The following is a 12,035-nucleotide window of genomic DNA, read 5'->3' as shown; positions in this document are numbered from 1 at the left end:
TGTCCCGAGGCTTCGGGCGTCTCGCCAGGTTCTATGCACTAGCCACTCCCTTCCTGCTGTTTACTTATCTATTTCCCTGTTGCCATCCGCCCCATGGGCGAGGCGCACCCAGGGTGGGCGCGCCTGTGTCATCACTTGCCTGGCTGCGGGCACTTGCACGTGCTCGGGCCTATCACCGGGCCTTTGCAAGGGTCCTTGGACGGTCCGAGCACCGGGCACGCGGCCATGGCCGACAGGGATGAAGTGAGCAGCAGGGAAACCAGGAGGATTTTGATTTTCATGGGGGGATATCCACTCTCAATGTGATGGCGATCAATCGGATTCGATGGTTCGCCGTTCCTTGTGCGGGCGTCAGGTGACGCTGCGCTGGAAAACCTATATTTGATGATAATGAGAATCAATAAGAATATGACGAATGGTAATAATACTGCTGCCCAGCCAACGGCGCGCGACCGGCTTGTTCGGGGCTGAGTGCGAGGGTGTCAGGGCGTCTGCGACAGGGCGCTGCTCAGCGGCAGGCGCGCCATATGCGTGGCCTTGAGCGAGCCGAAGTACAGGGCGTCGCCGTATTCGCGCACCGTGGTGATGGGGGCGTAGTTGCCGGCGCTAGCGTCCTGCAGGTTGGCGATGACCTGGCCCTGGGTATCCAGGCCGAGGACGAAGCCGCGTTTTTCCACCGGCTTGGGCAGCACGGTCATGGCCCGCACGATCATCTTGCGCATCAGCGGGTAGGGCGCGGTGCCGTCCAGCAGGACATTGCGCGGGGCGTAGAGCGCCACCCAGAAACGCCCCTGGCCGTTGAAGCTGAGGTTATCCGGCAGCCCCGGCAGGTTGTCGATGAACAGGTCGTGGGTGCCGGCCTTGGCGCCGCTGAGCCAGTAGCGGCTGATCCGGTAGGCGCCGGTTTCGTTGACCAGCACATAGGCTTCCTGGGGCCCGAGGGCCACGCCGTTGGCGAACTCCAGGCCGTCCAGCAACTGTTCGGTCTGGCCGGTCTGGAAGTCATAGCGCAGCAGACGCCCGTCGCCGCCGTGCTCGATCACCGCCTCGCCATCCTGGCCGTAGCCCCAGCGGCTGGTGGCATCGCTGAAGTAGGCATAACGCCCGGCGGCGTCCACCGCCACGTCGTCGGTAAAGCCGAAGGGCAGGCCGTTGGCGGAGGTGGTGAGGGTGCTCAGCTGGCCCTTGGCGTCCAGCGCCAGCAGGCCCTTGACCGCGTCGGCGATGATCAGCCGGCCATCCGGATGCCGGGCCAGGCCCAGGGGGCGTCCGCCGGTATTGGCCAGTACCTGCAGGGTGCTGCCGTCCAGGGCGGTGCGGATCACCCGCCCGTCATGCAGGCCGCTGATCAGCGAGCCATCCTCCAGCAGCAGGGCTTCCGGCCCATCGATATTCAGCGCGCCCACCGTCTGCACGCCCTTGAGCTTCTGGTTCTCGGCGTACAGGCCGCTCTTCAGCGAAGGTGCTGGCGACGGGGCCCAGGCCAATGGCTGGACCTTGGTCGGCATCAGCAGCAGAAAGGCGCCGATGGCGATGACCACGACCAACAGCAGATGGCGAAACTTGATCCGACGGGGTGCGGCGGGCTTCATCGAGGGCGGCTCCTGGTGATGGGTTCAGGTCGCGTTCTGCGGCGCGACGTCGGCGCCCCGGGGAATCGCCCGTTGCGCCATCTCGCACAAGGCTAGCAGGGAGTCGGCGGACTCCCGTTCTATCCGCCTTCTGAATAGCAGGCGATTGCCCAGGCGCATCAGCAAGCCGTCGAAGCGGTATTCCAGGGTGCGGATAAAGCGCGTGCGGTGGGCGTCCAGCGCCTGGCACTCGTAGGTGACCACCAACTCCAGGCCATGATCGCCCTTGGCCGCGGCGCTCCAGCGATGCCCGGGCAGGTACTCGTCGACCCGCCAGCTCAGGTGCCCGCTGCGCCCGCCGGCGTGGATGTCTTCCTCGAAGCGCGCGCCGGCGGGCAGGGCCCCGGCCGGACCCTGGACCTTCAGCGACGAGGGGTGCCACTCCGGCCAGCGGCTGGAGGCGCAGGCGTAGTCGAGCAGGGCCACCGGGTTGCGCGGAATATCGATCTGATGCTGCATGCGGGTCATGGACGAGGACCTTGTCGATAGAGAGGAGGTGGCGGGTTCCGGCTCCCAGTACAGGGTGCCGAACAGGTAATCCATCAGCGGCAGGACGATGTTGAAATTGCGCTCCTGCATCAGCTCGCGACGGTGATGCAACTCATGCAGGCGGCGCATCTGGCGGATCCACGGCAGCCGCGCCAGCGGGTGCTCGGCCGGCAGGTGTTCGCAGGCATGGAACACCTCGTAGGCCAGGTAACCGATCAGGGTGCAGCTGGCGAACAGCGCCGCGACATTGGCATTCCAGAACTTCAGCAGCCACCACAGCGGCAGGGCGAACAGCAGGCTGTGGACCACGATCAGCCAGGCCGGAAACAGGATCACCCGCCAGTCCCGGGGGCCGTCGTAGGTCATGTGTCCGGGCACGAAGAAACTGTGGTGATCGCCGCTGTGGCGGGCGTAGAACATTCGCGCGAAGGCCTGCTTGTGGTGGCCCAGCCAACGGTGCACGACGTAGATGCACAGGTTGAAGAACAGCAGCGCCACCGGCACCGCCAGCCACTCCAGGGGCTGTACCTGGTGCAGGGTGCTCCACAGCAGGGCGATGCCCGCCATACCATAGGCCAGCACGAAACCGCCGTGCAGCCACGGGTTGTAGCGCGGGTGAACCGCGGCGCGGTAACGCTCGCGAAATGCCAGGGTGGTTTGCCTCAAGGCCGTTCTCCTGTGGGTTTTATTGTTCTTGTTGACAGAAGATTAGTCCTGCTCGAATTATCCAGCTAATGGATATTCGGAATGGGCATTATTCATGAAGCTGAATTTGCGGCACCTGGATCTCAACCTGCTCTTGGTGTTCGACGCGCTGATGCAGGAGCAGAACCTGTCCCGCGCGGCGGTGCGCCTGAACCTCAGCCAGCCGGCCGTGAGCAACGCCCTGGCGCGCCTGCGCAGCCAGCTCGACGAGCCGCTGTTCATCCGCACCGCCCGGGGCATGCAGCCCACGCCGCGGGCCCATGTACTGCACGGTTCGGTGCGCCAGGCCCTGCGCCTGCTGCAGGAAGGCTTGGACCCGGGCAGCGAGTTCGACCCGGCGGCGGCCGACCAGACCTTTACCCTGTCGATGAACGACTACGCCCAGGCGCGCCTGTTGCCGGCGCTGTCGCGGCGCCTGCAAAGCGTCGCGCCCAAGGTGCGCCTGGCGGTGCGCAGCGATGCCGCCGACTCCCTGCCGGCCTGGCTGACCACCGGGATGCTCGACCTGGCGGTGGACTATCTGTACTTCGACGATCCCGACCTCTGCTACCAGCCGCTGCTGGAAGAACAGCTGGTGGTGATCGGCCGTATCGACCACCCGGCCTTCGAGCCGCAGCTCGGCCTCAAGGCCTATGAGCAGAGCCGGCACGTGGCGATTCCGGACCGGGGCGGGCGTGGCTCGCCGCTGGAGATCGTCCTCGGTTCGGCCAAGGTCCAGCGCCATGTGCAGCTGTTCGTCCCGCATTACCTGAGCATTCCCTTGATCGTCGCCCAGTCGGATTTGCTGGGCACGGTGCCGCGGCGCCTGGCGGAGCACTTCTGCGCGCTGATGCCGATCCGCATCGCCGAACTGCCCTTGGTGGCGCCGCCGGTGCAGGTCAGCCTGATCTGGCATCGCCAGCAGGAGCGGGTGCCGGGGCATCGCTGGCTGCGCGAGGAAATCATCGCCCTGGCCGCCCGGTTCGCGCAGCAGCCGGAGCTTTCCGGGCGTTGATGACAAAAAACCAACAAAAGATTGGGACTGGTCCGATTGGCACCGCGGACACCGCCTGTATCCTTTGGGGCCCGCTTGACGAGCAGCCGTGCTGACTCAGAGGCGTCAACCCATTGGAGATTGCATGCGTCACTCGATTCTGAACATTGCCCTGGCAGCCAGTTGCCTCTTTGGCCTGGCCGGGCAGACCGCCATGGCGGCGGTGGATGCCAGCCAGTACGTGGAACTCAAGGATGCCGTGCCGCAGGTCGTGCCCGGCAAGATCGAAGTGGTGGAATTGTTTTCCTACGGCTGCGGCCACTGTTACAACCTCGAAGCTTCGATCAACCCCTGGGCCGCCCAGCTTCCCGAAGACGTGAACTTCGTCAAGCTGCCGGCCATGTTCGGCGGGATCTGGGATGTCTACGGCCAGCTGTACCTGACCCTGGCGACCATGGATGCCAAGCCCGAAGCGCACCACGCGGTATTCGAGGCGATCCACCGCGGCAACCGCCTGAAAACCCCAGAGGCCATGGCCGAGCTGCTCAAAGGCCAGGGCATCGAGCCGGCGAAGTTCCTCGCCACCTACAACTCCTTCGCCGTGCAGGCCAAGGTGATGGACGCGAAAAAACGCACCGCGGCCTACCAGGCCACCGGCGTGCCCTCGCTGGTGGTGGACGGCAAGTACCGCTTCGGCATGACCAACGACGGCGCCAAGGGCCTGTTCGCGGTGGCGGACCAGTTGATCGCCCAGGTGCGGGCGGCAAAATAAGCCCTCGATCCCCTGGCCGCTGTCCAGCCGGCGAGGCTCGGCAGCGGCCCAAGGGCATCGAGCGGTAGTCAAAAAGGGCGTCGCTAGCGATGCCCCTCACAAGCGCTGTCAGTCCTTGATCCGCGGCGCCTGCGGATGCGGGCTCGGGAACGCCTGCTCATAAGCGCGGCACAGGCGCAGCACCTGATCATCGGCAAACCGCGCCCCCACCACCTGCAGGCCCACCGGCAAGCCGTCCTCGGCGAAGCCGCACGGCACCGACGCGGCCGGTTGCTGGGTGAGGTTGAAGGGGTAGCTGAAGGGCGTCCATTCCATCCATTCGCCCAGGCCGGAACCCGGTGGCACGTTGTGCCCGGCAGCGAAGGCGGTGAGCGGCAGCATGGGCGAGACCAGCAGGTCGTAGCGCCTGTGGAACCCGGCCATGTGCGCCACCAGCGCCGCGCGGGCTTCCAGGGCCAGGGTGTAGTCGTGAAGGCTGATGCCTTCACCCTGCCGGGCAATGCGCAGCAGGCCCGGGTCGAGCTGCTGGCGTTGCTCCTGGCTCAGTTGCCCGGCCAGCCGCGCGGCGCCGGCGAACCACAGGGTATTGAACAGTTCCAGCGGGTCGCTGAACCCCGGGTCGACCTGCTCGATGTGGGCACCCAGTTGCGCCAGGCGTTCCACCGCCCGGGCCACCACCCGCGCCACCTGTGGCTGCACCTTCACGTAGCCGAAATCGGCGCTGTAGGCGATACGCAGGCCTTTGAGGTCAGTGCTCTGCGGCAGCCAGGGCGTGCTGCGTGGGGCCCCGGCAAGGCCGTCGCGGGCATCCGGGCGGGCGACGGTTTGCAGCATCAGCAGCGCATCGTCGACGGTGCGGGTCATCGGCCCCAGGTGCGAGAGGATAGTCATGGCGCTGGCCGGCCACTGCGGCACGTAGCCGAAGGTCGGCTTGATCCCGAAGGTGCCGGTGAAGGCGCAGGGAATGCGGATCGAACCACCGGCATCGCTGCCCTGGTGCAGCACGCCGAGGTTCAGCGCGGCCGCGGCGGCCGCGCCACCGGAGGAGCCACCGGCGGTGGTGCGGGTGTCCCAGGGGTTGCGGGTGATGCCGTACAGCGGGTTGTCGGTCACGCCTTTCCAGCCGAACTCCGGGGTGGTGGTCTTGCCCAGCAGCACCGCGCCGGCGTTGCGCATAAAGGCCGGGAAGGGTGCATCGACGTCCCAGGGGCCGCTGGCGGAGGTGGTTTTCGAGCCCTTGCGGGTGGGCATGCCACGGGTCAGGGTCAGGTCCTTGATCGAGGCCGGCACGCCGTCCAGCGCACCGCAGGGCTGGCCCTTGAACCAGCGCTGCTCGGAGGCTTTTGCCGCGTCCAGCGCGCCTTGCGGGTCGACATGGCAATAGGCGTTGACCTGCGGGTTGAAGCGCTCGATGCGCGCCAGGGCGTCCTCGGTCGCTTCCACCGGCGACAGGCGCTTGTCACGGTAATGGGCGAGCAGTTCGACGCCGCTCATCTCGGCGATTTCGCGGTGTCGGGTCATGCTGTCGCTCCTGCTTGCGCCGCGTTGACCATGGCCCGCAGCAACACGGCGCAACCGTCGGCCAGGTCCTGGGGCGCGGCGTTTTCGATTTCGTTGTGGCTGATGCCGCCTTCGCAGGGCACGAAGATCATTCCGGCGGGGCCCAGCTCGGCGATGAAGATCGCGTCGTGCCCGGCGCCGCTGACGATGTCCATATGGCTCAGGCCCAGCTGTTCGGCGCCCTGGCGTACCGCGGCGACGCAGGCGGGGTCGAAGTCCAGTGGCGGGAAATCGGCGGTGGGGGTCAGTTCGAAGCCCAGGCCGTGCTGCTGGCAGGTGTCCTCGATCACCTGGCGCACCTCGTCGACCATGGCTTGCAGTTTGTCGGCATGCAGGTGGCGCAGGTCGAGGGTCATCTGCACCTGGCCGGGAATCACGTTGCGCGAGCCCGGGTGCAGGCTCAGGCAGCCGACCGTGCCACAGGCGTGAGGCTGTTGCTCGTGGGCGATGCGGTTGACCGCGCCGATCACCTGGGCGGCGCCCACCAGGGCATCCTTGCGCAGGTGCATCGGCGTCGGCCCGGCATGGGCCTCGACCCCGGTCAGGGTCAGGTCGAACCACTTCTGGCCGAGGCAGCCCATGACCACGCCAATGGTGGTCTGGCGGTCTTCCAGCACCGGGCCCTGTTCGATGTGCGCCTCGAAATACGCGCCCACCGGATGGCCGAGCACCGCCCGCGAGCCGGCATAACCGATGCGTCGCAACTCGCTGCCCACCGACAGCCCCTGTTCGTCCTGCTTGCGCAGGGTGTCGTCGAGGTCGAACTTACCGGCGAACACCCCCGAGCCCATCATGCACGGCGGGAAGCGCGATCCTTCTTCGTTGGTCCAGACCACTACCTCGATCGGCGCCTCGGTCTGCAGGTCGAGGTCGTTGAGGGTGCGGATCACCTCCAGGCCGGCCATCACCCCGTAGCAACCGTCGAACTTGCCGCCGGTGGGCTGGGTGTCGATATGGCTGCCGGTCATCACTGGCGGCAGCTGCGGGTTACGCCCGGCGCGACGGGCGAAGATATTGCCGACGCCGTCGATGCTGACGCTGCACCCGGCCTCTTCGCACCAGTGCACGAACAGGTCGCGGGCCTGGCGGTCGAGGTCGGTCAGGGCCAGGCGGCACACGCCGCCCTTGGCGGTGGCGCCCAGCTGCGCGAGGTCCATCAGCGATTGCCAGAGGCGTTCGCGGTTGACCAGCGGGGGGCTGTCTTGCAACGGGGGTACGGACACAATCGGACGGTTCATTTCATCTCTCCCCTCAGGCGCTCAGGGCCAGGTAGCGGTTCTTGATGCTCGGGTCGGCGCGGAAGTCGGCGGCGCTGCCCTGGTAGACCACGCGACCCTGTTCGAGGACGTAATGGCGGTCGGCGAGCTTGTCGCAGACCATCAGGTTCTGTTCCACCAGCAGCACCGGCAGGCCGTCGTCCTTGATCTTGCGCAGGATCTTCACCAGCTCGTCGACGATCACCGGGGCCAGGCCTTCGGTGGGTTCGTCGAGAATCAGCAGCTTGGGATCGTTGAGCAGGGCACGGGCGATGGCGAGCATCTGCTGCTCGCCGCCGGACAGCGCGTGGCCGGCGTTTTTGCGCCGCTCCTTGAGGCGCGGGAACATGCCGTAGACATCCTCCAGCTGCCAGCGGCTGCTCTTGCGCTGGGCGATGCGCAGGTTTTCCTCGACGCTGAGCAGGCGGAAGATGCCGCGGTGTTCCGGCACCAGCGCCAGGCCCTGGCGGGCGATCTCGAAGATCTTCTTGCCCACCAGCTCCTGGCCGTTGAAGCGGATCTGCCCCTGGCGCGGGCAGATGATCCCGAGGATGCTGCGCAGGGTCGTGGTCTTGCCCGCGCCGTTGCGCCCCAGCAGGGTCACCAGCTCGCCGGCGTCGACCTGCAGCGAGACGCCTTCGAGGACGTGGCTCTTGTCGTAGTAGGAATGGATATTCTCGACGGTCAGCATCAGGCGGCTTCTCCCAGGTAGGCGCTGCGCACGCGCTCGTCGGCGCGGACGAATTGCGGTGTGCCCTCGACCAGGATCTGGCCGTGACTCATGACGGTGATGCGTTGGCTGATGGACATGACGATGCTCATGTTGTGTTCGATCAGCAGCACCGTGTGGTCGCGGCCCAGGTCGCTGATCAGCTGGGTCATGATCGGGATGTCGTCGATGCCCATGCCGGAGGTCGGCTCGTCGAGCATCAGCAGTTTCGGCCTGGAGCAGATCGACATGCCGACTTCCAGCACCCGCTGCTGGCCGTGGGACAGTTCGCCGGCGAGGGTGTCGGCGCGTGCCGTCAGTTGCAGGCGTTCGAGCACCTGGTCGGCCATCTCCAGATGTTCGCGGCGGCTGTCGACGTGGCGCCAGAAGTTCAGCGCCGCCAGGCCATCGCGGCCCTGGGCGGCCAGGCGCAGGTTTTCCCGCACGCTGAGGTTCTGGAACAGGCTGGTCAGTTGGAACGAACGGGCCATGCCCAGGCCGACCCGGCCGTGGGCCGGTTTCTTGATGATGTTCTTGCCGTTGAACAGGATCGCCCCGGCGGTGGCCTGGCGTTCGCCGGTCAGGCAGTGGAACAGGCTGGTCTTGCCGGCGCCGTTGGGGCCGATGATGGTGTGGATGGTGCCGGCCTCGACCTTCAGGTTGACGCCGTTGACCGCGTGGAAGGCGCCATAGGCCAGCTCCAGGTCCTGGGTTTGCAGCAGGTACTGCGTCATGACAGTTTCTCCTCGGTTGGCAGGGCCGCCTTGCGTGGCCCCCGGATGCGTTCGCACAGGCTCGACAAGCCGCCCCACAAACCGCCGCGCATGAACACCACCACCAGGATCAGGATGATCCCCAGCAGCATCAGCCAGCGTGGCCAGAGGTCGGACAGGAACTCGCCGAGCAGCACGATGGAACCGGCGCCCAGCAGGGAGCCGAACAGCGAGCCGGTGCCGCCGACTATGGTCATGATCAGGATGTTTTCCGACATCGCCAGGTCGATGTTCGACAGCGGCACGAAATGCAGGAGCATGGCGTACAGCGCCCCGGCGATCCCGGTGACCGCGCCGGACAGCATGAACACCAGGATCTTGAAGTGCCGGGTGTCGTAGCCGATGGCGGCGGCGCGGGTTTCGTTCTCGCGGATCGCCATCAGCGTGCTGCCGAACGGCGAGGCGATCACCCGGCGGGCGCCGATGAAGATCAGCAGGAACAGCACTGCGACAAAGGCGTAGAAGTAGCGCGCGTCGCCGAGCGACAGCAGCACGCTGTCGCCGAGGCGGATCTCCGGGCGCGGCACGCTGAGCAGGCCGTTGTCGCCGCCGGTCCAGTCGCTCAGGGTGTAGGCGATGAAGTAGGCCATCTGGCTGAAGGCCAGGGTCAGCATCACGAAGTAGATGCCGGTGCGCCGGATTGCCAGGGCGCCCACCAGCAACGCCAGCAGCGCGCCCACCAGGGCCGCGCCGAACAGGGCGCTGAACAGGCCCAGCTGCAGGTGGATCATCAGCAGCGCGGCGCAGTAGGCCCCGGCGCCGAAGAAGATGCCCTGGCCGAACGACAGCAGACCGGTGTAGCCCAGCAGCAGGTTACAGGCCAGCGCCGCGAGGGCGAAGATCAGGATCTCGGTGGCCAGGGTCGCCGACGGCAGTACCAGCGGCAGGCCGATCAGTACCGCGACCACCAGCCACGGCAGGGCGCGCGACTGGGTCTTGGCGAACGGCAGGGGGTTTTTCTCGCTCATGTTCATGCTCTCCCGAACAGGCCGTAGGGACGGACCAGAATCACCGCCGCCATGGCGCCGTAGATCATCAGGCTGGCGCCTTGCGGCCAGAGGGTGGTCATCAGGCTCTGCACCACGCCCACCAGCAGGCCGCCTACCAGCGCGCCGCTGAACGAACCCATGCCGCCGATCACCACCACCACGAAGGCCACCCCGAGGATTTCCGGGCCGACAAAGGGCTGGGCGCCACGCAATGGGGCGAACAGCACCCCGGCGATCCCGGCCAGGGCCACGCCGAGGGCGAAGGTCATGGAGAACAGGCGAAAGATGTTGGTGCCCAGCAGCGACACGGTCTCGGTGCTTTCGCTGCCGGCGCGCACCAGGGCGCCGAAGCGCGTGCGCTCCAGCAGCAGCCACAGCGCCAGCCCGACCAGCGCCGAGAAGACGATGAGGAACAGGCGGTAATAGGGGTAGACGAAGTCGCCGACGATCAGCACGCCGCGCAGCAGTTCCGGCACCGCGACGCTTTTGCCGACGGGGCCCCAGATCAGCACGCTGGCTTCCTGGATGATCAGCGCGATGCCCAGGGTCACCAGGATCTGGAAGGTGTGGGGCAGGTGGTAGATGCGCTGGATCAATAATCGCTCGATGGCCCAGGCCAGGGCCGCGACCACCAGCGGCGCGACTAGCAGCGCCAGCCAGAAGCTGCCGGTGAGGCTGACGGCGGTGTAGCAGATGTAGGCCCCGAGCAGGAAGAACGCGCCGTGGGCGAAGTTGACGAAGTTCAGCAGGCCGAAAATGATCGTCAGGCCCACCGCGATCAGGAAGTAGATCATCCCCAGGCCGAGGCCGTTGAGGATCTGGAACAGGTAAAGATTGAGCATGCGGGTATCCTCGACAGGTGGCCGGCGACTGTCGTCGGGCGGCCCGCTGCCTCTAGCCAGCGATGAAAAGGTCGGTCGGGGTCAGGCCAGGTTGCAGCCGGTGGCGCCGACATCCGGGAACGAGCGCCCGGAGCTGAGCACTTCGGCCAGGTCGTCCTTGTCGCGCATGTTGGCCGTGGCCTTGCCCTGCAGCAGGTAGTAATCCTTGATCACCTGATGGTCGCCGGCGCGGATGCTTTCCTCGCCGGTCGGGCCCTGGTACGTCAGGCCTTGCATGGCCTTGGCCACGGTCGCGCCGTCGAAACTGCCGGTGGCGACTATGGTGTCGAGCATGATCCGGGTGCCGATGTAGTCGGCGGCCAGCGGGTAGGTGGGGTTGATGCCGTACTTGGCCTGGGTCAGCTTGACCAGCTCGCGGTTGAGCGGGGTGTCGACCTGGTGCCAGTACTGCGCGCCGAGGTAGACGCCTTCGAGCACGTCGCTGCCCAGTTCCTGGAACTGGTCGAGCCCGGCGGACCACACCAGCAGCACTTTCATGCGTTCCTTGATGCCGAAGTTGACCGCCTGGCGCAGGGCGTTGGAGGACTGGCTGCCGAAGTTGAGCAGCACCAGCACGTCGGGCTGGGCGGCGATGGCGTTGGTCAGGTAGCCGGAGAATTCCTGTTCCTGCAACGAGTGATAGCTGTTGCCGACGTGCTCGATGCCATGCTCGGCGCAGACCTGTCTGGCGCCTTCCAGCAGGGCTTCGCCGAATACGTATTGCGGGGTGATGGTGTACCAGCGCTTGGCCTCGGGCAGGCGCTTGATCAGCGGCACCATGGTTTCGCGAATGGCGCCGTAGGTCGGCACCGACCAGCGAAAGGTCGAGGCGTTGCAGTCCTTGCCGGTGACTTCGTCGGCGCCCACCGGGGTCATGAACACGCCGTTGACCTTGCCCACCTCCTTGGCCACCGCCAGCGCCGAAGACGACAGGGTGCAGCCCTGGAAGAATCGCGCGCCGTCCTGGGCAATCGCCTCCTGCACCTTGCGCACCGCCTTGCCGGCGTTGCCTTCGGTGTCGATCACCTTGTAGTTCAGCGGGCGGCCGAGCAGGGTCGGGTACTGTTCCACCGCCAGGCGCGAGCCCATGTCGGCGAACTTGCCGTAGCTGGCGAAGGCCCCGGACATCGACTTGAGCCCGTAGAAGGTAAAGGGTTCGGCGGCAAAGGCGTTGCGCACCCCCAGCGGAAGGCTGAGGCCTGCGGCAACGGTCAGACTGGCTTTCAACAACGTACGACGCTGCATGGGGTAACTCCCTGGTTTAGTTATTGGCAGGAGTGGCAATGGCAAAACGGCG

General features: G+C 66.4%; 12 protein-coding genes. 2 read left to right on the top strand and 10 right to left on the bottom strand.

What is annotated here, in order from left to right:
* Positions 1 to 131 precede the first annotated feature (131 nt).
* From CXQ81_RS31270 to CXQ81_RS20780, 3 genes are all read right to left on the bottom strand, one after another.
* Positions 132 to 281: a hypothetical protein gene (locus CXQ81_RS31270; RefSeq protein ID WP_178081077.1), complete on the bottom strand. Its 150-nt coding sequence runs from the start codon at positions 279 to 281 to the stop codon at positions 132 to 134.
* A gap of 201 nt (positions 282 to 482) precedes the next feature.
* Positions 483 to 1,592: an SMP-30/gluconolactonase/LRE family protein gene (locus CXQ81_RS20785; RefSeq protein ID WP_101338421.1), complete on the bottom strand. Its 1,110-nt coding sequence runs from the start codon at positions 1,590 to 1,592 to the stop codon at positions 483 to 485.
* Positions 1,593 to 1,616: 24 nt separating this feature from the next.
* Entirely contained in the window at positions 1,617 to 2,786 is a 1,170-nt protein-coding gene (locus CXQ81_RS20780; RefSeq protein ID WP_101338420.1) for an SRPBCC family protein, read from the bottom strand.
* A 94-nt stretch (positions 2,787 to 2,880) separates the two neighbouring features.
* Here CXQ81_RS20780 and CXQ81_RS20775 point away from each other — a divergent pair, with 94 nt between their 5' ends.
* Both CXQ81_RS20775 and CXQ81_RS20770 read left to right on the top strand, forming a co-directional pair.
* Positions 2,881 to 3,819, top strand: coding sequence for a LysR family transcriptional regulator (locus CXQ81_RS20775; RefSeq protein WP_101338419.1), 939 nt, complete (start codon positions 2,881 to 2,883; stop codon positions 3,817 to 3,819).
* A gap of 124 nt (positions 3,820 to 3,943) precedes the next feature.
* Positions 3,944 to 4,570: a thiol:disulfide interchange protein DsbA/DsbL gene (locus CXQ81_RS20770; RefSeq protein WP_101338418.1), complete on the top strand. Its 627-nt coding sequence runs from the start codon at positions 3,944 to 3,946 to the stop codon at positions 4,568 to 4,570.
* Between the two features lie 108 nt (positions 4,571 to 4,678).
* Here the strand turns inward: CXQ81_RS20770 and CXQ81_RS20765 are convergent, their stop codons facing one another.
* The 7 genes from CXQ81_RS20765 to CXQ81_RS20735 form a co-directional block, all read right to left on the bottom strand.
* The gene (locus CXQ81_RS20765; protein ID WP_101338417.1) at positions 4,679 to 6,091 is read right to left on the bottom strand and encodes an amidase; all 1,413 of its coding nucleotides are present in this window, start codon (positions 6,089 to 6,091) and stop codon (positions 4,679 to 4,681) included.
* A complete protein-coding gene (locus CXQ81_RS20760; RefSeq protein ID WP_101338416.1) occupies positions 6,088 to 7,368 on the bottom strand; it encodes a Zn-dependent hydrolase in 1,281 nt (426 codons plus the stop codon). The genes CXQ81_RS20765 and CXQ81_RS20760 overlap by 4 nt, the downstream gene beginning before the upstream one ends.
* A gap of 13 nt (positions 7,369 to 7,381) precedes the next feature.
* Complete coding sequence (locus CXQ81_RS20755; protein ID WP_007932342.1) at positions 7,382 to 8,077, bottom strand: ABC transporter ATP-binding protein; 696 nt, start codon at positions 8,075 to 8,077, stop codon at positions 7,382 to 7,384.
* The gene (locus tag CXQ81_RS20750; protein WP_085534251.1) at positions 8,077 to 8,829 is read right to left on the bottom strand and encodes an ABC transporter ATP-binding protein; all 753 of its coding nucleotides are present in this window, start codon (positions 8,827 to 8,829) and stop codon (positions 8,077 to 8,079) included. The genes CXQ81_RS20755 and CXQ81_RS20750 overlap by 1 nt, the downstream gene beginning before the upstream one ends.
* Complete coding sequence (locus tag CXQ81_RS20745; RefSeq protein ID WP_101338415.1) at positions 8,826 to 9,836, bottom strand: branched-chain amino acid ABC transporter permease; 1,011 nt, start codon at positions 9,834 to 9,836, stop codon at positions 8,826 to 8,828. The genes CXQ81_RS20750 and CXQ81_RS20745 overlap by 4 nt, the downstream gene beginning before the upstream one ends.
* Before the next feature lie 2 nt (positions 9,837 to 9,838).
* Positions 9,839 to 10,699 carry a branched-chain amino acid ABC transporter permease gene (locus tag CXQ81_RS20740; protein ID WP_009044477.1) on the bottom strand — a complete coding sequence of 287 codons (861 nt, stop codon included), beginning with the start codon at positions 10,697 to 10,699 and terminating at the stop codon, positions 9,839 to 9,841.
* Between the two features lie 81 nt (positions 10,700 to 10,780).
* Positions 10,781 to 11,983, bottom strand: a complete 1,203-nt coding sequence (locus CXQ81_RS20735) for an ABC transporter substrate-binding protein (protein WP_007932337.1) — start codon at positions 11,981 to 11,983, stop codon at positions 10,781 to 10,783.
* Positions 11,984 to 12,035: the final 52 nt, after the last annotated feature.

The organism is Pseudomonas sp. 09C 129 (assembly GCF_002843625.1).
Lineage (GTDB): Bacteria > Pseudomonadota > Gammaproteobacteria > Pseudomonadales > Pseudomonadaceae > Aquipseudomonas > Aquipseudomonas chlororaphis.
The sequence above is the reverse complement of the archived record's forward strand: the minus strand, read 5'-3'. Positions and strand labels throughout refer to the sequence as shown.